Here is a 19,612-nt window from a genome sequence, read left to right on the forward strand (position 1 = left end):
GAGGGGATGCAGTGCGAGATCAAGAAGAGGCGAGCTTCAAGTGTCGTGGGTGCGCGGGGGAGAACGTCGTACCCGTGGTGGATCTCGGTGCACAGCCGTGTGCCGACTACTTCCCGACGGCGGACACGCCGGGGCCCGATCCGCGCTGGCCGCTGGAGCTGTGGCTGTGCCGCGACTGCACGCTGGTGCAGCTCGGCCCGGTCGAGCCGCAGCTGCCCGAACCGCCGCTGGCGGTCGAGTCGGCGACGAGCATCGCGCACGCCGAATCGTCGGTGAAGGAACTGCTGAGAGACTACCCGGAGCTCACCGGTGGAGTGGTCTTCGAGTTCGCCAGCCACCACGGTGGCTCCTGGCTCGAGCACCTGTACGCCGCCGGTTGCCGGCTGGCCGATGACGGCGAACGAGCCGACCTGGTCGTGGACGTGCATGGCATCGCGCACGAGCCGTCGGTCGGCGAGATGCTGCGGCTGCGCGCCGAACGGCTCGCACCGGGCGGTCTGCTGGTGCTGGAATTCCACCACCTGCTGCCGCTGTTCATCGGCAACCAGTTCGACACCATCCGGCACGGCCACTGGTCGTACCTGTCTCTCGGAGCGGTGAAGCGGCTGTCCGCCCTGCACGGGCTCGCGGTCGAGTCGGTGCGCCAGGTCGACATGTTCGGCGGCAGCCTGATGGTGATGCTGCGGCACGCGGACGATGCCAAGCCGGACGCATCGGTCGACGTACTGCTGGAGGACGAGGACGCGGCCGGCATCGCCGAGGAAGTCCAGTTGGCCAGCCTGCAGGAGGCCGCGTGGCACGCCGCCGGCGCGTTGCACGACGAACTGGTCCGGCACAAGGCCGCCGGGCGCACAGTGCTCGGGTACGGCGCTCCGTCGAAGGCGCCGGTGTTGCTCGACCTGAGCAGGATCGGGACCGACCTGCTGGAGTTCACTGTCGACGCCGCACCGGGCAAGCACGGACGCCGGATCCCCGGCGGCTGTGGTGTCCCGATCCGGCCGATCGACGAACTGCGGGCCGCACAGCCGGATGTCGTCCTGGTACTGACCTGGGACATCGCCGACGAGGTCATCTCCCAACTCGAAGCCGGTGGCGGCTGGGGTGCCACGTACCTGGTCCCGCTGCCCGAACCGCACGAAGTCGTGGGCTGACATGAAAGGTGTTCTGCGCCGCCTCACCTGGGGACTCGCTGACCAGGCTGTGACCAGCCTGGTCAGCTTCGTGGTCGGTATCGTCGTCGCGCGATCGCTGGGTGCCGTGGAGTTCGGCGCCTTCAGCCTCGCGTGGGTGACGTACGGGGTCGTGGTGAACATTTCCCGCGGCCTCGCCACCGACCCGTTGGCGGTGCGGTTCAGTGGAGTGCCCAGGCCGGTGTGGCGGAAGGCAGTGGCAAGTTCGACCGGGATGGCGATCGCGGTCGGTCTGATCATGGGCACGATCTGTGTCCTCGTTGGTGTCGCGCTCGGCGGCAGGCCGGGTGCGGCGTTCGTCGCGCTGGGGATCGTGCTCCCGGGCCTGATGCTGCAGGACAGCTGGCGGTTCGCATTCTTCTCGTCCGGCCAGGGTGGCAAGGCGTTCGTCGCCGACATCACCTGGGCCACCGCGCTCGTCCCGCTGCTCTACCTGGCGTCGCGGGACCCCAGTGTCACCCGGTTCGTGCTGGCCTGGGGAGTGGCCGGGGCGTTCGCCGCGCTGGTCAGTGGTCTGCAGGCAGGCGTCGCACCGCGGTTGTTCAGGGCGCTCGACTGGTTGCGGCAGCACCGGGATCTCGGGCTGCGCTACCTGGCGGAGAACCTGACCATCAGCGGTGCCTACCAGTTCAAGATGTACGGTCTCGGTGCCCTCGCCGGGATCGCTGCGGTCGGTACCGTCCGCGGCGCCGAGATGATGCTGGGCCCGTTCTTCATCGTGCTGTCCGGGATCGGTCTGGTGGCGGTTCCGGAAGCCGCCAGGGTCCTTCGCCGGCGGCCACGGGCGCTGCCGTGGTTCTGCCTGCTGCTCGGTGGGGCACAGGCCTTCGCCGCGTTGGCGTGGGGCCTGGCGCTGTTGTTCGCCCTGCCGGACGGATGGGGCCACGCGCTGCTGGGTGAGGTGTGGCTGACCTCGTCCGCACTGTTGCTACCGGCAACTTTGTCGGTGATGTTCGCAAGCTTCTACACCGGTGCGTCGGCCGGGCTGCGTGCACTCGGCGTGGCCAGGAGGAGCCTCCGCGCCCAGTTGTGGGCGTCGGCGGCGTACCTGATCGGCGGTGTCGGCGGTGCTGCGATCGCCGGTGCGCTCGGGTCGTCCTGGGGTGCGGCCTGTGCGACGTTCGTCGGCGCGATCGTGTGGTGGTGGAGCTTCGGGGTGGGGATCCGCGAGCGGTGGGCGCAGCTGGAAGCCGAGGCTGCCGAACCGGTCGAGGTCGTCCAGCCTCCCGAGGCCGCAGAGATACAGGAGATGCCAGAAATGAGGAGCACATGAACGCTGTACCACGGCTGAGCGTCGGCCTCCCGGTCTACAACGGGGAGAAGTATCTGGCCGAGTCCCTGGACGCCCTGCTGGGACAGACCTATACCGACTTCGAGCTGATCATCTCGGACAACGCGTCGACCGATCGGACCGCGGAGATCTGCCGCGACTACCTGGCGAGAGACTCGCGGATCAGCTACTTCCGGCAGCCGGTGAACATCGGCGCCACACCGAATCACAACTGGACCTTCGAACAGTCCCGCGGTGAGCTGTTCAAGTGGGCGTCGTACGACGACCTGTACGGCCAGGACCTGCTGCTGCGGTGCGTCGAAGCGCTGGATGCCGACCCCGGAATCGTGCTGGCGCACGCCCACCAGGCGATCATCGACGGCAACGGCGACATCGTGCTGAAGGTCGACTACCCGCTGGCCACCGACGACCCGAACCCGGTCGAGCGGTTCCGCAGCCAGCTGTCCGCGGTCGGCGGCGACGACTTCTACGGCGTGATGCGCTCCGACGTGTTGCGCCGTACGCCGCTGAACGCGAGCTACCACCACTCGGACCGGACGATCATCGCCGAACTGGCGTTGCACGGCCGGTTCTACCAGGTCCCCGAACTCCTGTTCTTCCGCCGGGACCACCCGGACCGGGCCGAGCGGGCCAAGCCGACCATCCGGTCCCGCTCGGCGAACATGGAGCCGCGGCGGGCCAGCCGGCTGCGGCATCCCACCGTCCGGCTGCTGGCCGAGTACATCGGTGGCTTCGTCGGCGCGATCCGCCGGGCGCCGTTGTCGTCCGCGCAGCGGCGCGGGTGCTACGCGCAGCTGATCCGCTGGATGGCCAGCCGGGCCAAACCCGGATCGAAGCAGCGGATCGAGGACAGCGCGCCGCCGAGCGCCCCGATGCCGATTCCGGACAGCTCGGCGGTGGCCGGTCCGAGGAGGGTCGCACAGGGATGAGCGTCGCCGTTGCGGGCAGGCCGCCGCGGATCGCCATCTTCGGCCTGCTGGGATCGGGCAACCTCGGCAACCACGGGTCGCTCGACGCGATGCTGTGGTTCCTCCGGCGCGACCACCCGGAGGCGGAGATCAGCTGCGTCTGCTCCGGCCCGGAGACGCTGGAGCGCCAGTACGGCATCCCGGCGACGGCGATGACCTGGTTCCAGGCCCACGGTCCCGGCCGGTCCCGGGTGACCACGATCGCCCGCAAGATCTTCGGCAAGTTCGCCGACCTGGTCCGGATGCCGTTGCTGCTGCGCCGCTACGACCTGATCATCGTGCCGGGCATGGGCGTGCTGGAGACGACGCTCGAGCTGAACCCGTGGGGATTTCCGTACGCCTTGTTCCTGATGTGCCTGTCGGCCCGGATCGTGGGAGCGCAGGTCGCGTTCGTCAGCATCGGCGCGAACTTCGCGCGCGAACGGTCGATCCGCTACCTGTTCACCAACGCCGCGCGGATGGCGACGTACCGGTCCTATCGCGACAGCTATTCGCGCGACGCGATGCGGCAGATGGGACTGGACACCAGCAACGACGCGGTCTACCCGGACCTCGCGTTCGCGCTGCCGGAACCCAAGGAGCCGGAGTCGCGCGATCCGCGCCGGACCATCGGCCTCGGCGTGATGGAGTACCACGGCGCATCGACCGACCGGTCCCGGTCGAACGAGATCTACACCGAGTACGTCGGCAAGATCGTCGAGTTCGCTCGCCAGGTCGTCGACGAGGGCTACCGGATCCGGCTCGTCACCGGCGACCCGGCCGACGAGGCCGTCGTCACCGCCATCTCCGACGACCTGCGCCGGACCCGGCCGGACCTGGTCGACGAGCGACTGGTCCGGGAACCCGCGGACTCGCTCGGCGAACTGATGGAGCAGCTGGCCAGTGTCGACCTGGTCGTTGCCTCTCGCTACCACAACGTGCAGTCGGCGCTGAAGCTGTCGAAGCCGACCATCTCGGTCAGCTACGCGGTCAAGAACGACATCCTGATGGAGGGGATGCGGCTGGCCGAGTTCCGGCAGCCGATCAAGGACCTCGACGTGACCCGGCTGATGGACCAGCTGCGGGCGCTCGAGGCGCGTGCGGGCGGCCTCGAGGCCGTGATGCAGGAGAAGAACGCCGAGTACGCCGAGCAGCTCGAGCAGCAGTTCGCCGTACTGTCCGACCGGTTCTTCGGCGCCGGACGGCCGATGGCGACAGGCAGCGGCCAGTAGGAGGATCGATGGACGTCATTCAGGTTCCGAGGATCGCCGGCGCGCTGCTGTTCCTGCCTGAGCCCTACGTGGACGAGCGCGGCTTCTTCTGCCGCACCTTCGACCGTGCGGTGGTCGCCGCGGCCGGGCTCGATCCCGACGCGTTCGAGCAGGACAGCATCTCCCGCTCGGTCAAGGGTGTCGTCCGTGGAATGCACGTGCGGTCCGGGGCCGGCGAGGCCAAGCTGGTGCGCTGCTCGTCCGGTGCCGTGCTCGACGTGGTGGTCGACCTGCGGCCGGACTCACCGACCTACCGGAACACGGAGTACTTCGATCTGACCGGCGAGAACCAGGTCACGGTGTACGTCCCGGCCGGCTGCGCGCACGGCTTCCAGGCTCTGACCGATCCGGCCGACGTGTCGTACCGGATCGACCGGGCCCACGACCCGAGGGAGGACGTGTCGATCCGGTACGACGACCCGGGTCTGGGCATCGAGTGGCCGCTGCCGGCAACGCTGATGTCCGAGCGGGACAAGGCCGCACCGTCGCTGGCGGAGGCCAGCAGGAGGCTGATATGACACCGACGGAGAAGTCGTTCGGCCGTTCGGTCGAGCTGAACGCACGATTGCAGGACGTCGTACCCGGTGGCGCGCACACCTACGCCAAGGGGGTGGACCAGTACCCGGAGAACATGGCGCCGGTGATGACGCATGGTCGCGGCGCCCACGTCTGGGATGCCGACGGCAACGAATACGTCGAGTACGGATCCGGCCTGCGCGCGGTCAGCCTCGGGCACGCCCACCCGGCGGTGCTGGAAGCGGTCCGCACCCAGCTCGGCCTGGGCACGAACTTCGTCCGGCCGGGTGTGATCGAGCTCGATGCCGCCGAACGTTTCCTGGCGACCGTGCAGACGGCCGAGATGGTCAAGTTCGCCAAGAACGGCTCGGACGTCACCACCGCCGCCGTCAAGCTGGCCAGGGCCGCCACCGGCCGGCCGCTGGTGGCGATCTGCCAGGACCAGCCGTTCTTCTCGATCGACGACTGGTTCATCTCGACCACGGCGATGTCGGCCGGCATCCCCGGTTCGGCCGCCGACCTGACGGTCCGCTTCCCGTACGGCGATCTGCCCGCGACCGAGCGGCTGCTGCGGGAGCACGAAGGACAGGTCAGCTGCCTGATCCTGGAGGCAGCCACCCAGCACGACCCGCCGGACGGCTACCTGGCCGGCCTGCGGGACCTGGCCCACCGGCACGGCTGCCTGCTGATCTTCGACGAGATGATCACCGGCTTCCGCTGGTCGGAGGCCGGCGCGCAGGCCGTGTACGGCGTCACGCCCGACCTCTCGACATTCGGTAAGGCACTCGGCAACGGCTTCGCGATCTCGGCACTGGCCGGGAAGCGCGAGTTCATGGAGCGGGGTGGCCTGCGCGACGACCGCGAACGGGTCTTCCTGCTCTCCACCACGCACGGCGCCGAGAGCCACTCGCTGGCCGCGGCGATGGCGGTGCTGGACACCTACGAGAAGGAAGGCATCGCAGCCAGGCTGCACGCGTTGGGCGACCGGCTGGCCGGCGGCGTCCGCGAGGTGGCCGAGGCGGCCGGTGTCGGCGATCACGTGGTGACCCGCGGCCGCTCCAGCAACTTGGTCTTCGCGACCCTCGACCAGGACCTGCAGCCGTCCCAGGACTACCGGACGCTGTTCCTGCGTGAGCTGATCCTCGGTGGGGTGGTCGGTCCGTCGTTCGTCGTGAGCGCGGCCCTGACCGACGAGGACATCGCCCGCACGGTCGAGGTGGTCGCGCAGGCATGTGTCGTCTACCGCAAGGCGCTCGACGCCGACGACCCGAGGGGGTGGATGGGCGGACGTCCGGTCCAGCCGGTGTTCCGCCGATTTGCGTAGACGGTTCGGCGAAGAGCCGGCGCGGGGCCGGTTCCCTAAGAGGGGGGTTACATCATGCATTCCATCTATGTCGACGCCGAGTTCGGTGACGACGAACGCAGGCAGAAGTTGTACGACGGCGACCTGTTCGTCTACTCACCACGGCCGTCCACTCTGGCCCTCACCGAGTTCGCCGGTGAGATGGCCCGGGCGGCGTTCGCACCGCTCGATCCGGAGACGGCACAGTTCGACATGGCCGTCGAGGACTACGCGGCGCTGCTGGCCGAACTCAAGCCGCGCTTCATCCATCACCCGGAGTCGAAGCGGCTGATCCAGGCGATGCTGGCCGACTTCGGCTGCGACACCGAGCAGGTCTACTTCGACGTACCGCGGATGCGGAGTTCGACGTCGAACGACTACCTGACCACCGGGATCGCGTTCGCCTTCCACCCGCACCGCGACACCTGGTACTCGGCGCCGCACTTCCAGCTCAACTGGTGGCTGCCGATCTTCCCGATCACCGCGGACAACGGGCTCGCCTTCCATCCGAAGTACTGGCAGACCCCGGTCAAGAACAGCTCCCGGGTCTACAACTACGCGGAGTGGAACGCGACCAGCCGGACGATCGCCGCGACCCAGATCGGCACCGACACCCGGGTCCAGCCGGTGCCGGAGGAAGAGGTGGAACTGGTGCCGCAGATCCGGCCGATCTGCAAGCCGGGCGGCATCATCTTGTTCTCCGGTGCGCAGTTGCACTCCAGCGTGCCGAACACCTCGGGCCGGACGCGGTTCAGTATCGACCTGCGGACCGTGCACCTGGGCGACGCGATGGACCGCCGGTCGGCGCCGAACATCGACTCGGAGTGCACCGGTACGACGATGGGCGACTACCTTCGGGTCAGCGACCTGGAGCACATCCCGGCCGACATCGTCAGTGAGTACGACACGCCGAGCCACGCGATCGCCTGACTGCTCCGGCCGGCGTCACTCCGACGCCGGCCGGGCCGCTCGCATCCGGGCGAGCCGGTTCATCACCAGCGCCGTCGGCGGGATCACGAACAGCCCGCAGCCGAAGCCGCCGAGCGCGTCGGTGGGGTAGTGGGCGGTCAGGTGGATCTGTGCAAACGCGCTGAGACCACCGCCGATGACGGTGACGGCGAGCAGGATCGCCGTACCCGCGATCCGGCCCGTGCGCAGCAGGTCGGCCAGGAGCAGGCCGATCACCATCGCCGCCGCTGTGGCCGCGGCGACATGTCCGCTGGGATAGGACAGGAAGTCGTCGTGGATCCGGCGATTCACCAGCGGTTTGAGCGCCGTCGTGAGCACGCTGGTCGTCACGATGCCGAGGACGGCGGCGATTGCCAGAGCCTGGCGTCCCGCGATCAGGCAGAGCGCGGCGGTGACGAGCACCAGGACGACCCGGCCGGCAGGCTCCCCGAGCCAGTCCATCACGCGGACGAGATTCCACACCCCGGCGGGCGAGTCGTCGACCAGGTTCTGCACCCGGACATCCAGCCGGCTCGGACCGGTGTCGCCGGCGTACAGCACGGCCGGGACGATCCACAGCACCGCCCCGATGACCGCCAGTACGACGGCCGGCCCGCGGACCGCCGGCACCAACGCCGGCCGCATGGCTGCACGCGGCCGAGCAGCATCCTGCGACGCCATTTCTTACCCCCACCCCACCAGTCCCGCACCCCGACGCAAATTCTATCCAAGGGTTCCTGAGCCGCCGTCGCCGACGGCCCTCGGTCGTAGTACTCTGCGATGTCGCGCCGCCGACGGGCGGGTGAACTTCTGGGGATGTGGGGCACGCATGCTTTGTCGTCACCGTGGGTGGCGATCTCCGTTGGACAGTGTTGATGGCAGACTGCACGCTGCGACGGACACGTACCGTGTTCGTCCACTTGCAGCTTGGAGCAAGGGGCCGTTGTGAGCGGAGCAGAGGCGCCGGACGCGGTTGACGGCCGCCGTCCGCTGTGGGTGCTTCCGCACGAGGTGCCGGCGATCGTCCCGCTCCCATCGCGATCGACCGAGCCGCGCTGGATCGGTGTGTACCGCTGGGCCGCCGTCGGCGGTGACCTGCTCGCGGCCATGCTCGGTGTCTCCATCGCTCTGCTGACCCGGTTCGGCTACCACGTCGGCAGCGGTTATCTGATTGTCAGCAGCGTACTCCCGCTGGCCTGGGTCGGCGCGGTCGCCATGTCCAAGGGGTACGACCCTCGCTACTTCGGTGCCGGACCGGACGAGTTCCGGTCGCTACTGCGGTCCGGAGTCGGCCTCACCGCAGCCGTCGCGATGGCGGCGTACGTGACCAAGACCGAGATCGCGCGCGGCTTCGTCGTACTCGCGATTCCGGTGATGGTCGGTTCCGCCTTGGTACTGCGGTACGCCCTGCGCAAGGACCTGCACCGGCACCGGGTCAGAGGCCGCTGCATGCATCGGGTTCTCGTGGTCGGGCGAAATGGCCCGGCCGCAACACTTTGTGAGCACTTGGAGAGCCGTCCGACGGACGGCTTCCGCGTCGTGGCCACCTGCCGCCCACGCGGCGACCAGCACGGGACCGGGCCGATGCCGCCGGAGGAGCTGGACGAGCCGGACATCCTGGCCGCCGCTGACCGGCACGCGGTCGAGGTTGTCGCGATCGCCACCGAGCCCGAGCTCGTCGGGCAGTCGCTGCGCCGGCTCTCGTGGGCCCTGGAGCAGCGCGGCATCGAGCTGATCGTCTCGCCCGGCATCATCGAGGTCGCCGGTCCGCGCATCTCCGTCCGGCCGGTCGCCGGTCTGTCGCTGCTGCACCTGGAGCGGCCGTCGGTCAGCGGCGGACCGCACCTGATGAAGGCGGTCTTCGACCGGATCCTGGCGCTCGGGATGATCGTCCTGCTCGCGCCGGTGCTGATCGGTCTCGCGATCGCCGTCCGGCTGTCCAGCACCGGACCCGTGCTGTTCCGTCAGCAGCGGGTCGGCCGGGGCGGCGCCGAGTTCACCATGCTGAAGTTCCGCAGCATGTACGCCGATGCCGAGCAGCGGCTCGGTGACCTGTTCGCCCTGAGCGACGGCAACGGCGTGATCTTCAAGATGCGCGACGACCCGCGGATGACCCCGTTCGGCCGGTGGATCCGCCGCTTCTCGCTCGACGAGCTCCCGCAGCTGTTCAACGTGCTGCGCGGCGACATGTCCCTGGTCGGCCCCCGCCCTCCGCTGTCGGAGGAGGTCGCGCTGTACGCTGCCGACGACTCCCGTCGGATGCTGGTCAAGCCCGGCATCACGGGACTGTGGCAGGTCAGCGGCCGCAGCGACCTGTCCTGGGACGAGTCGGTCCGGCTCGACCTGCGGTACGTCGACAACTGGTCGATGACGCTGGACCTGCTGATTCTCTGGAAGACCGTGCGCGCGGTGATCTACGGCGCAGGAGCGTACTGATGGACCTGAAAGCACCGGTGTACGTCGCGGGCCACCGCGGCCTGGTCGGATCCGCGATCTGGCGGCGGTTGGAAGCGGCCGGCTTCACCCAACTGATCGGTGCGTCGTCGGCGGACCTGGACCTGCGGGACCGGGCCGCGACGTTCGCGTTCCTGGCCCACCACCGGCCGGCCGTGGTGATCGACGCGGCGGCCCGCGTCGGCGGCATCCTCGCGAACCGCGACCACCCGACCGAGTTCCTCAGCGACAACCTGCGCATCCAGGTGAACCTGATGGACGCGGCCCTCGAGGTCCGCACGCCCCGGCTGCTGTTCCTCGGCTCGTCCTGCATCTACCCGAAGTACGCCGACCAGCCGATCCGCGAGTCGAGCCTGCTGACCGGTGAACTGGAGCCGACCAACGACGCGTACGCGATCGCCAAGATCGCCGGCATCATGCAGGTCCAGGCGGTCCGCCGCCAGTACGGGCTGCGCTGGATCTCGGCCATGCCGACCAACCTCTACGGTCCGAACGACAACTTCGACCTGACCAGCTCGCATGTGCTGCCCGCGTTGATCCGGCGGTTCGACGACGCCCGTCGTACCGATGCCGCTGAGGTCGTGCTGTGGGGGAGCGGGACGCCGCGGCGGGAGTTCCTGCACGTCGACGACCTGGCCGACGCGTGCCTGCACCTGCTGGAGCACTACGACGAGCCGGAGCCGATCAACGTCGGCGTCGGCGAGGACGTGACGATCCGCGAGCTGGCCGAACTGGTGGCCCGGGTGGTCGGCTACACCGGTGCCATCAGCAACGATCTGTCCAAGCCGGACGGTACGCCGCGCAAGCTGCTCGACGTGAGCCGGTTGCGGGCACTCGGCTGGAAGCCGTCGATCGGGCTCGAGGAAGGCGTCGCGGCCACCTACGCCTGGTATCAGGGGCAGACCTCATGAAGAAGGCGTTCGTCACCGGGATCACCGGGCAGGACGGGTCGTACCTGGCGGAGCTGCTGCTGGCCAAGGGCTACGAGGTCCACGGCCTGATCCGCCGGGCGTCGACGTTCAACACGCGCCGGATCGACCACCTGTACGAGGATCCGCACGCGAAGGACAAGCGGCTGTTCCTGCACTACGGCGATCTGACCGACGGGTCGCGGCTCGTCACTTTGCTGGCGTCGATCCAGCCGGCCGAGGTCTACCACCTGGCCGCGCAGAGCCATGTCCGGGTCAGCTTCGACGAGCCGGAGTACACCGGTGACACCACCGGGATGGGGACGACGCGGCTGCTCGAGGCGATCCGGATGATCGGGCTGGACTGCCGGTTCTACCAGGCGTCGTCGTCGGAGATGTTCGGTGCGACGCCGCCGCCGCAGAACGAGGAGACCCCGTTCTACCCACGGTCGCCGTACGGCGCGGCCAAGCTCTACAGCTACTGGATGACCCGGAACTACCGCGAGGCGTACGACATGTTCGCGGTGAACGGGATCCTGTTCAACCACGAGAGCCCGCGGCGTGGCGAGACCTTCGTGACGCGGAAGATCTCCCGCGCGGTGGCCCGGATCAAGCTCGGCCTGGAGCAGCGGGTGTACCTGGGCAACCTGGAGGCCTCCCGCGACTGGGGCTATGCGCCGGAATACGTCGAGGGCATGTGGCGGATGCTGCAGCACGACACCCCGGCCGACTACGTGATCGCGACCGGGACGTCGTACTCGGTCCGCGACTTCGTCTCGCTGGCGTTCGACCACGTCGGGCTGGACTGGGAGCAGTACGTCGACTACGACGCGCGGTACGAACGCCCGACCGAAGTGGACTCGCTGATCGGGGACGCGTCCAAAGCCACGACCGAGCTCGGGTGGAAAGCCCAGGTGCATGTGCCCGAGCTGGTCCGGATCATGGTCGACGCGGACCTGGCCGCGCTGACCCGCGAGGACTGAGGAATGACTGCGGAGACCACTGACCCCCGGCTCGCCACGTCGGCGCACGACCGCGTCGACGTACTCGGGATCCACGTGAGCGTGACCGATCTGGACGAGACGGTCGAGACGTTCGCGCGCTGGATCGACCACGGTGAGCGGCAACTGGTCTGCGTGTCGGACGTGAACGCGCTGCTGCACGCTCGCGCCGACGAGCGGTTGACCGAGGTCTACAACAACGCCGGGCTGACGGTCGCGGACGGGATGCCGCTGGTGTGGGCGGGCAAGCGAGCCGGTTTCGACCGGATGGCGCGCGTCGCCGGCCCGGACCTGCTCGAGCGCGTGATGGCAGAGGCTGCCGATCGGGGCTGGACACAGTACTTCTACGGCGGCGCCGAGGGCGTGGCCGAGGATCTGCGGGACACGTTCCAGGAGCGCCACCCCGCGTTGAAGGTGGTCGGTACCGACTGCCCGCCGTACCGGCCGCTCACCGAGGCGGAGGACGCCGCCGCCGTCGCGCGGATCAACGCGGCGAAGCCGGACATCGTCTGGGTCGGTCTCGGCGCGCCCAAGCAGGAGCGCTGGATGGCCGAGCACCGGGACCGCCTGAACGCGTCGATCCTGATCGGGGTCGGCGCCGCCTTCGACTTCCACACCGGCCGCATGGACCGGGCGCCGCTGTGGATGCAGCGGTCCGGGCTGGAGTGGAGCTACCGGCTGTACAAGGAGCCGCGGCGGCTCTGGAAGCGCTATCTGCTGGGCATCCCGCGTTTCGGCGTCGGCATCCTCCGGCGTCCTCCGCGTCCGGTCTAGAGTGCTTCAGTGAAGTTCCGGCGGCCGAAGCTACGTCGGCTGGCCGGGCCGGCCGGTCGCGCCAGTTGGGGTTTGGCCGACCAGGCGCTGTCGAGTCTGAGCAATCTCGCGGTCGGTGTCGTCGTCGCCCGCTCCAGCACTGTCGCTGACTTCGGTGTCTACGCGCTGGCCTTCGGCGGCTACACGATCGCGTTGAACGTGTCCCGTGCGGTCGCGACCGAGCCGCTGGCAGTCCGGCATTCCGGAGACCGGACTCCTGACTGGGAACGAGCAGTGCGCGCCAGTACGGCGACCGCGTTACTGGCCGGGTTCCTCGGGATGCTCGTGGCGCTGGGGATCGCGGCGTTCCCCGGCGTGCCGTCGAAGGGGGTGCTGATCGCCTTCGCGGTGACGATGCCGGGGTTGCTACTGCAGGACGCGTGGCGATGGGCGTTCTTCGTCGTGGGGGAAGGGCAGAAGGCGCTCGTCAACGACCTGATCTGGTTGCTGGCGATGCTGGTGATCTTCGGCGGGCTGTATCTCACCGACACGGCATCCGCGTCCACCGTGACGTTCGCGTGGGGACTGGGTGCGGTGATCGCGGCTGTCGCCGGGCGGTTCCAGGCCGGGTTCTCGCCGCGTCGGCAGTTGATCCGCGAATGGGTACGGCGGAACTGGGACCTCACCCCGAAGTACATGGGGGAGATGCTCGCGGTCTCCGGCACGATCCAGGTCTACATGCTCGGCATCACCGCCGCGGCCGGTCTTGCCGCCACGGCCGGCATCCGCGGTGCGCAGGTGCTGCTGGGTCCCGTGAACGTCATCAACCAGGGCATCCGGATGATCTCCGTCCCCGAAGCCGCCAGGGCCCTGCGCCATTCGTACCGCAGGCTGTGGCTGGTCGGTCTCGCGATCTCGCTGGGCGTCGGCGCGGGCGCCCTTGCCTGGGGAGCCGTCTTCCTTCTGCTGCCGGCCGTCGTCGGCCGTGAGCTACTCGGACCCGGAGTCTGGACGCAGGCTCACGCCGTACTGATCCCCGTCATCCTGCTGCAGGCTTTCGGGGCCTCCAATGCCGGTGCCTTCGCCATCCTCCGCGCCCTCGCCGCCGCCACCCGAGGCCTCCGCGTCCGGCTCATCTCCTCCGTCATCCTCATCACCTTCGGCGTCGGCGGTGCCGTCCTGGCCGATGCCAAAGGCGCCGCCTGGGGCCTGGCCACTGCTTCGTTCTGCACCCTTCTCCTGTGGTGGAACGAAGCCCACCGAGCCATCGCCGCCCACCGCCGCGCCGTCAGCGCACCGTGATTGTTGAGTAGCCGCCTCGTACGGCGTTGTGGCCGTCGTAGGCCTCGATGCGGTACATCTGCGTCGTACCGGAGGGGGCATTCGGATCGGTCAGGGTGATGGTCGGCCGGCTCCAGAAGGTGGAGTTGGCGGTGGTGGTGGCGACGATCGTGTTGGTGGCGCCGCGGAGCAGCCGATAGGTCAGGGTGATGTCGTCGTTGTCCAGCGAGGTCTGGACGGTGGCCTTGACCTGACCAACCGTCGTACTGGAGAGCGTCGGCAGGACCGGGCCTAGGGGAGCGGCGCCATTGCCGAGGTTCGTGAAGCGGGTGAGACCCTGCTGACCCACCCCGTTGACCTTGGTGAAGTCGCCACCGACCCACAAGTCGCTCCCACCGGTCGCGGACACGAGCGGGCCGACCAGCGTCGGCGGACCGGCGTTCGTGTTCGGGAACCAGGGTCCGAGCGACCCGTTGGCCGGGTTCTGCAGCAGCAGGAAATGCGTGCCGGTGCCGTCGCTGAAGGCACCCGGGCAACTGTGCGCGTGCGAGCCCTTGAACAGCCATCCGTTCACCATGGTCAGTGCCTCGGTCGCGCCCAGACAGGTGTTCTTCCACACCAAGTTGCCGGTGGCAATGTCCGCGGCCCAGGTCCCGTCGAAGCAACCACCGCCGTCACCGGCGTTGGCGAAGTACACCCGATTCCCGGACGTCTCGATGTCCTTCACCCGGGACGTGCACCCACTGGTCGGTAGCGGTACGGCGGACGCCGCGGCGAACGGGAGCAGTGCGCCGGTCGAGTTGTTCACACTCGCGACGGCCCAGCGATTCACTCCGCCGACCTTGGCGAACGTGCCGCCCAGATAGACCTTCGAGTTGTCGTCGGCCGCGTCGATCGCGTACACGTCGGCGTCCGCATTCGGGTTCCACGGCAGCAGGCCGCCGTTGACCGTGCTGATCGCGGCCGCGCGGTTCCTGGCGATGTTGTTGACCAGTCCGAACGATCCCCCGAAGTACAGGCTGGTCCCGCCGATCGCGAGCGCCTTGACCCGGTACGAGACGCTCGGCTTGATGGTCGGCACCAGCGCGCCGGTTGCCGTGTCGAACGCCGCGATCCGGTTTCGCACCTGGCCGTCGACGCGGGTGAAGTCACCGCCGACGTACACCCGGGATCCGTCGGCCGACGCGACGATCGCCCAGACGAAACCGTTCAGGGTGTGGTTGAAGCTCGTGTCGAGCGCACCGGTCGTCTGATTGAAGGCGGCCAGATAGGTCCGCGTCGTCTGGTTCGTCCCGGCAGCCGCACCCGGCGGACGGACCTTCGTGAACCGGCCGCCGACGTACGCCTTGCCCTTGGCAACGGCCAGGCCGAGCACACTCGCGTCGGTCTGCCAGGACGATCCGGCGACGGCGGTCAGCGACGCGCCGGTGCTGACAGCTGGTGGAACCGGGATCAGGCCGAACGCCAGACCCGCCGCCCCGAGCACAGCAAGCAGTCTTCTCCCCATGATTCCCCCCAGTTCACCAGTTCCCGAGTACCCCAGATTTCCCCGTACCGCAGTTCCCCGGACTCTCAGGCTACGACCGGCAGGCCTTTGCCGATCCACAGCCGCAGGGGTCTGCCCTTTCGAGCAGACCCCCTGACGACCTACTTCACCTTGATCGAGACCGACGGGCCCTTCACGATGTTGCGGCCGTCGTGCACCTCGATGTGATAGGTGACCGTCTGGCCACTCTTCACACCCGTGTCGACCATCGAGTACAGCTTGCGCTTCTCCCAGTAGTAGGAGACGTACTTGTACGAACCGACGTTCGTCGAGCCCCGGAACACGTTGTACGTCAGCGTCAGGTTGTCCACGTCGTAGACGTCGTTGAACGCCACCCGGACCTGGTTGGCCGTCGTACTGGTCAGGGTCGGTGCCTTCGGCTTGGCCGGGTAGGCGCCGCCCGGGGTGTTGGTGAACCGGGCCAGGCCCTGCTGCACCGCGTTGTTCACGTGCAGGAAGTCGCCGCCGACCCACAGGTCGGTGTTGGTGCCGGCCATCGCCAGTGGTCCGACCTTCGTGGTGCTGTTCGGGTTGGCGTCGGTGTTCGGGAACCACGGGCCGAGCTTGCCGTCGATGCCGCTCTCGACCAGCAGGTAGTGCGTACCGGTGCCGTCGCCGAAGGCGCCCGACGAGCTGCAGTTGTGCGCGTGCGAGCCCTTGTAGACCCAGTTGCCGATGGCCTTGATCGCCTCGGTCGCGCCCAGGCACTTGTTCTGCCAGAGCAGTTCGCCGCTGGTCGCGTTGGCGGCCAGGACGCCGTCGTAGCAGCCGCTGCCGTCACCGCCGTTGGAGACGAACACCTTGTCGCCGAGGGTGTCGATGTCCTTGACCCTGGTCGTGCAGGTGGCCGTCGGCTTCGGGATCGCCGCCGCGGCCGGCATCGAGTACGCCGCCCCGGTGGTGGTGTTGACCATCGCCAGCGAGTAGTGGTCCTTGCCGTTGATGGTGCTGAACGGTCCACCGACGAAGACCCGGGTGCCGTTGTCGGACACATCGATCGCGTACACGTCCTTGTTCGCGTTCGGGTTCCACGCTGTGAGGTCGCCGTAGAGCAGCCGGACCGCGGCGAGCCGGTTGCGGGTCTGGCCGTCGACGCGGCCGAAGGCGCCGCCGATGTAGACCGTGCTGCCGGAGATCGCGAGCGCCTTGACGCGCGCCGCGACGACCGGGTTCCAGGCCTGAACGATCCGGCCGGTGACGGTGCTGTACATCGCGATCTTGCTGCGCTTCAGGCCGTTCGCGACAGTGAAGTCACCGCCGATCACCACCCACTTGCCATCCGGGCTGGTGGCGATGCTGTACACCGGGCCGTTGAGGGTCGGCGCGAACGTGGTCGGTGCGCCGGTGGTCCGGTCGAAGGCGGCGACGTACGTGCGGACTACTTCGCCCTGACCGGCGGCCTTGCCGGGTGGGCGGATCCGGGTGAACAGACCGCCGGCGAAGACGGTGTTCCCTGCTATGGCCAACGTGTTCACGCTGTTGTTGGTCTGCCACGAGGTCTGCTTGATCGCCGAGACGGCGGAACCGAAACCTGGGGCTGCCGCCACCACTGGCGGACCGGACGGAATCAGTGCGGCGGCCACCACCGCCGCGCCGGTGACGATGGCCAGAACTAACTTCTTCATTTATGTCCTTCGGACGGGCGGGTGCCTCACAACGGTGCGTGGCCTCAAAACACACACCAGCAGCGGACATTAGCGGGGTGGGAGCTCGACCGGAAGGCGAGCTCCCACCCGCGTTATGACTTTGTGTCGCAAACCCGAAAAACTTGTCCGAAGCCTTACTCAGCGGCCTTACTCAGCGGGCCGCGAAGTGCGACTGCACCTGGACCGGAGTGAGTGCGTACGGGTACACCGCGCCCTCGTCGATGCTCATCCCGACCTGGCTCGCTCCACCGCCCGGCCAGTTGGTGTTGTTGTCGTACCCGAGCCGCCACCAGCCGTAGTACAGCGACGCGGTTCCGACACTCGCGCTGCCCGCCAGCGCACCGTCGACGTACAGCTTCATGGCGCCGTTGTCGAAGGTGCCGGCGACGTGGTGCCACTGGCCGTCGTTCTTGCCCGAGGTGCTGGTCAGCGTCTTCTGGGCGCCGTCGTTCACCCCGAACACGATCGAGCCGTTTGTGCGCATGTACAGCTGCCGGTCGCCACCGGTCGCACTGGTGCCGGCCTTGGAGTTGCCGAAGCCGATGATGCGGCCGCCGCGGTTGGTGCCGCTCTGCTTGACCCAGGCCTCGACGGTGAACTGCTGCGGCATGCTGTAGCCCTTTTCGGACGTCATCCGGCCGCTGGTCAGCGTCGCCGTCATCGCGGTGTTCCCCGCGATCGCACCGGGCTGGCCGAGCACCGCGCCACCGAAGATGCCGTTGTTGCTCTGCCCGGACGAGTCGACGGACGTCGTCGCACCGGCCGGCTCACCCAGCCGCCAGTAGCCCTGCGGACCGTCGGCGTTGATGATCTTGTCGTACGCCGTGGACGGCGTACTGGCGACCGTGACCGGGTCGGAGTAGTTGCCGCGCAACGTCGTACTTCCGTCGGTCACCTCGACCCGGTAGTTGGGCGTCTCGCCCGGCACCACGTTGGTGTCGGTGTAGTGCAGCCACGGCCGGTCCCACGGGGTCGACTTGACTGTCCAGGTCGCGATCGTGGTGTTGCTGAAGCCCTTCAGCAGCCGGTAGGTCAGCGTGCTGTCGTCGTTGTCGACCACGGTCGGGAAGTGGATCTGCACCACACCCGGCTGGACGCTGTACGGCAGCAGCTTGGCCGGCTTGGCCGGAGCCGCACCCGGCGTCGCGTTGGTGAAGCGGGTCAGGCCCTGCTGGCCGACGCCGTTCGTGCTGAAGAAGTCGCCACCGACCCAGAGGTCGTCGCCACCGGTCGCGAACGCGAGCGGTCCGACCTCGGTGGGCGGTCCGGCATCGGTATTCGGGTACCACGGGCCGAGCGTGCCGTCGGAGATCTTCTCCACCAGCAGGTACCGGTAGTCGAAGCCCTGCGGGAAGCCGCCGGCGCCCTGGTTGGCGCAGTCATGCGCGTGCGAACCCTTGTAGAGCCAGCCGTTGACGACCTTGACCGCCTCGGTCGCGCCCAGGCACGAGTTCTTCCACTTCAGCGCGTTGGTCGAGACGTCGACCGCCCAGGTGCCGTCGAAGCAGCCGCCGCCGTCACCGCCGTTGCCGAAGTACACGGTGTCGCCGCTGGCGTCGATCGCCTTGACCCGGGTGGTGCAGGAGCCGTTCGGCGGCGGGACAGCGGACGCACCCGGGAACGGCAGTACGGCGCCGGTCGCCGGGTCGAGGCTGGTCACGGTGTTCTGGTTGGTGCCGTTGACCGCGCTGAACTGGCCACCGGCGTACACCTTGGAGCCGTCGTCCGCGGCATCGACGGCGTACACGTCGCCGTTCACCGACGGGGCGAACGGGAGCAGGGTGCCGGCGTCGGCGCTGACGGCCGCGAGCCGGTTCCGGGTCAGGTTGTTCACCAGGCCGAAGGATCCACCGAAGTAGACGGTGTTGCCGTGCACGGCGATCGCCTTGACCCGGAAGGAGACCGACGGCTTCCAGGTCGTCACCAGCGCACCGGTGGCGGTGTCGAAGGCCGCGATCCGGTTGCGGGTGACGCCGTTGACGGTGGTGAAGTCACCACCGACGAAGATCCGCGATCCGTCGGCGGAGGCCGCGACCGCGTAGACCTGGCCGTTGAGGACCGGGTTGAACGCGGTGACCAGAGCACCGGTGTTCTCGTCGAAAGCGGCGAGGTACGCCTGCGCGACCTCTCCGGTCCCGGCAGCGGCGCCCGGCGGCCGCACGCTCGTGAATCGGCCGCCGGCGTACGCGTTGCCCGCTGCGACCGTGATGCCCTGCACACTTCCGTTGGTCTGCCAGGTCGGGCTCGCCACTGCTGACAGCGAGGCCTCGATGCTCTGGGCGGGCGGCGCGAAAACGACCACCAGTGCCCCGGCGACGAGAGCGCCCACGAGCCCCAGACGCGTGCGCAACCATCTCTTGTTCATCCTGCGGTGTCCCCCTCGGACGGAAGGCGCGAAACGGCGCCAAATCAAATTCCCGGCAGCCCCCGGGAATCCCCCGGAGGTCACAGTAGGGCATGGACCGGACTCTTCGGTACGCCCGATCCCAGGTGCCTATATCCTGGGGCGCTGGCACCG

At 68.6% G+C, this 19,612-nt stretch carries 16 protein-coding genes; 12 read left to right on the forward strand and 4 right to left on the reverse strand.

The window, feature by feature from the left end; all coding sequences use genetic code 11:
• Positions 1-11: 11 nt before the first annotated feature.
• The 7 genes from ACIBG5_RS00740 to ACIBG5_RS00770 are packed head-to-tail and all read left to right on the forward strand — an operon-like array spanning position 12 to position 7,487.
• Positions 12-1,151 (forward strand): class I SAM-dependent methyltransferase, encoded by a 1,140-nt coding sequence (locus ACIBG5_RS00740; RefSeq protein ID WP_396389327.1) that lies wholly within the window; start codon positions 12-14, stop codon positions 1,149-1,151.
• A 1-nt stretch (position 1,152) separates the two neighbouring features.
• Positions 1,153-2,463 carry a hypothetical protein gene (locus ACIBG5_RS00745; protein WP_396389328.1) on the forward strand — a complete coding sequence of 437 codons (1,311 nt, stop codon included), beginning with the start codon at positions 1,153-1,155 and terminating at the stop codon, positions 2,461-2,463.
• On the forward strand, positions 2,460-3,410 hold the full coding sequence (locus ACIBG5_RS00750; RefSeq protein WP_396389329.1) for a glycosyltransferase family 2 protein: 951 nt from the start codon (positions 2,460-2,462) through the stop codon (positions 3,408-3,410). Before ACIBG5_RS00745 ends, ACIBG5_RS00750 begins: the two co-directional genes overlap by 4 nt.
• Positions 3,407-4,660 carry a polysaccharide pyruvyl transferase family protein gene (locus ACIBG5_RS00755; protein WP_396389330.1) on the forward strand — a complete coding sequence of 418 codons (1,254 nt, stop codon included), beginning with the start codon at positions 3,407-3,409 and terminating at the stop codon, positions 4,658-4,660. The genes ACIBG5_RS00750 and ACIBG5_RS00755 overlap by 4 nt, the downstream gene beginning before the upstream one ends.
• 8 nt (positions 4,661-4,668) lie before the next feature.
• On the forward strand, positions 4,669-5,217 hold the full coding sequence (locus tag ACIBG5_RS00760) for a dTDP-4-dehydrorhamnose 3,5-epimerase family protein (RefSeq protein WP_396389331.1): 549 nt from the start codon (positions 4,669-4,671) through the stop codon (positions 5,215-5,217).
• Entirely contained in the window at positions 5,214-6,539 is a 1,326-nt protein-coding gene (locus ACIBG5_RS00765; protein WP_396389332.1) for a glutamate-1-semialdehyde 2,1-aminomutase, read from the forward strand. The genes ACIBG5_RS00760 and ACIBG5_RS00765 overlap by 4 nt, the downstream gene beginning before the upstream one ends.
• Before the next feature lie 54 nt (positions 6,540-6,593).
• Positions 6,594-7,487, forward strand: coding sequence for a phytanoyl-CoA dioxygenase family protein (locus ACIBG5_RS00770; RefSeq protein WP_396389333.1), 894 nt, complete (start codon positions 6,594-6,596; stop codon positions 7,485-7,487).
• Between the two features lie 15 nt (positions 7,488-7,502).
• Here ACIBG5_RS00770 and ACIBG5_RS00775 read toward each other — a convergent pair whose 3' ends face one another.
• The gene (locus ACIBG5_RS00775) at positions 7,503-8,186 is read right to left on the reverse strand and encodes a phosphatase PAP2 family protein (protein WP_396389334.1); all 684 of its coding nucleotides are present in this window, start codon (positions 8,184-8,186) and stop codon (positions 7,503-7,505) included.
• A 264-nt stretch (positions 8,187-8,450) separates the two neighbouring features.
• Here ACIBG5_RS00775 and ACIBG5_RS00780 point away from each other — a divergent pair, with 264 nt between their 5' ends.
• Genes ACIBG5_RS00780 through ACIBG5_RS00800 form a run of 5 tightly spaced genes read left to right on the forward strand, consistent with a single transcriptional unit; the run spans position 8,451 to position 13,923 of the window.
• Complete coding sequence (locus ACIBG5_RS00780) at positions 8,451-9,941, forward strand: sugar transferase (protein ID WP_396389335.1); 1,491 nt, start codon at positions 8,451-8,453, stop codon at positions 9,939-9,941.
• The gene (locus ACIBG5_RS00785) at positions 9,941-10,870 is read left to right on the forward strand and encodes a GDP-L-fucose synthase family protein (RefSeq protein WP_393383478.1); all 930 of its coding nucleotides are present in this window, start codon (positions 9,941-9,943) and stop codon (positions 10,868-10,870) included. The genes ACIBG5_RS00780 and ACIBG5_RS00785 overlap by 1 nt, the downstream gene beginning before the upstream one ends.
• Complete coding sequence (gmd, locus tag ACIBG5_RS00790; RefSeq protein WP_396389336.1) at positions 10,867-11,850, forward strand: GDP-mannose 4,6-dehydratase; 984 nt, start codon at positions 10,867-10,869, stop codon at positions 11,848-11,850. The genes ACIBG5_RS00785 and gmd overlap by 4 nt, the downstream gene beginning before the upstream one ends.
• 3 nt (positions 11,851-11,853) lie before the next feature.
• Positions 11,854-12,642: a WecB/TagA/CpsF family glycosyltransferase gene (locus ACIBG5_RS00795; RefSeq protein ID WP_396389337.1), complete on the forward strand. Its 789-nt coding sequence runs from the start codon at positions 11,854-11,856 to the stop codon at positions 12,640-12,642.
• A 9-nt stretch (positions 12,643-12,651) separates the two neighbouring features.
• Positions 12,652-13,923 (forward strand): hypothetical protein, encoded by a 1,272-nt coding sequence (locus ACIBG5_RS00800; RefSeq protein WP_396389338.1) that lies wholly within the window; start codon positions 12,652-12,654, stop codon positions 13,921-13,923.
• On the opposite strand, the gene ACIBG5_RS00805 is transcribed toward ACIBG5_RS00800, so the two are convergent.
• The 3 genes from ACIBG5_RS00805 to ACIBG5_RS00815 form a co-directional block, all read right to left on the reverse strand.
• Entirely contained in the window at positions 13,910-15,409 is a 1,500-nt protein-coding gene (locus ACIBG5_RS00805; RefSeq protein ID WP_396389339.1) for a fibronectin type III domain-containing protein, read from the reverse strand. The two genes, ACIBG5_RS00800 and ACIBG5_RS00805, sit on opposite strands and share 14 nt — an antisense overlap.
• 140 nt (positions 15,410-15,549) lie before the next feature.
• Positions 15,550-17,073, reverse strand: a complete 1,524-nt coding sequence (locus ACIBG5_RS00810; protein WP_396389341.1) for a fibronectin type III domain-containing protein — start codon at positions 17,071-17,073, stop codon at positions 15,550-15,552.
• A gap of 172 nt (positions 17,074-17,245) precedes the next feature.
• Positions 17,246-19,459 (reverse strand): LamG-like jellyroll fold domain-containing protein, encoded by a 2,214-nt coding sequence (locus ACIBG5_RS00815; RefSeq protein ID WP_396389342.1) that lies wholly within the window; start codon positions 19,457-19,459, stop codon positions 17,246-17,248.
• Positions 19,460-19,612: the final 153 nt, after the last annotated feature.

Origin of the sequence: Kribbella sp. NPDC050241, from assembly GCF_044459685.1 — a bacterium.
In the GTDB taxonomy this organism is placed as follows: Bacteria; Actinomycetota; Actinomycetes; order Propionibacteriales; family Kribbellaceae; genus Kribbella.

Bases quoted from the DNA above. Each gene is read 5' to 3' on its own strand.
- ACIBG5_RS00745 (WP_396389328.1), top strand. From the start codon at position 1,153: ATGAAAGGTGTTCTGCGCCGCCTCACCTGGGGACTCGCTGACCAGGCT.
- ACIBG5_RS00750 (WP_396389329.1), top strand. From the start codon at position 2,460: ATGAACGCTGTACCACGGCTGAGCGTCGGCCTCCCGGTCTACAACGGG.
- ACIBG5_RS00755 (WP_396389330.1), top strand. From the start codon at position 3,407: ATGAGCGTCGCCGTTGCGGGCAGGCCGCCGCGGATCGCCATCTTCGGC.
- ACIBG5_RS00760 (WP_396389331.1), top strand. From the start codon at position 4,669: ATGGACGTCATTCAGGTTCCGAGGATCGCCGGCGCGCTGCTGTTCCTG.
- ACIBG5_RS00765 (WP_396389332.1), top strand. From the start codon at position 5,214: ATGACACCGACGGAGAAGTCGTTCGGCCGTTCGGTCGAGCTGAACGCA.
- ACIBG5_RS00770 (WP_396389333.1), top strand. From the start codon at position 6,594: ATGCATTCCATCTATGTCGACGCCGAGTTCGGTGACGACGAACGCAGG.
- ACIBG5_RS00775 (WP_396389334.1), bottom strand. From the start codon at position 8,186: ATGGCGTCGCAGGATGCTGCTCGGCCGCGTGCAGCCATGCGGCCGGCG.
- ACIBG5_RS00785 (WP_393383478.1), top strand. From the start codon at position 9,941: ATGGACCTGAAAGCACCGGTGTACGTCGCGGGCCACCGCGGCCTGGTC.
- gmd (WP_396389336.1), top strand. From the start codon at position 10,867: ATGAAGAAGGCGTTCGTCACCGGGATCACCGGGCAGGACGGGTCGTAC.
- ACIBG5_RS00795 (WP_396389337.1), top strand. From the start codon at position 11,854: ATGACTGCGGAGACCACTGACCCCCGGCTCGCCACGTCGGCGCACGAC.
- ACIBG5_RS00805 (WP_396389339.1), bottom strand. From the start codon at position 15,409: ATGGGGAGAAGACTGCTTGCTGTGCTCGGGGCGGCGGGTCTGGCGTTC.
- ACIBG5_RS00810 (WP_396389341.1), bottom strand. From the start codon at position 17,073: ATGAAGAAGTTAGTTCTGGCCATCGTCACCGGCGCGGCGGTGGTGGCC.
- ACIBG5_RS00815 (WP_396389342.1), bottom strand. From the start codon at position 19,459: ATGAACAAGAGATGGTTGCGCACGCGTCTGGGGCTCGTGGGCGCTCTC.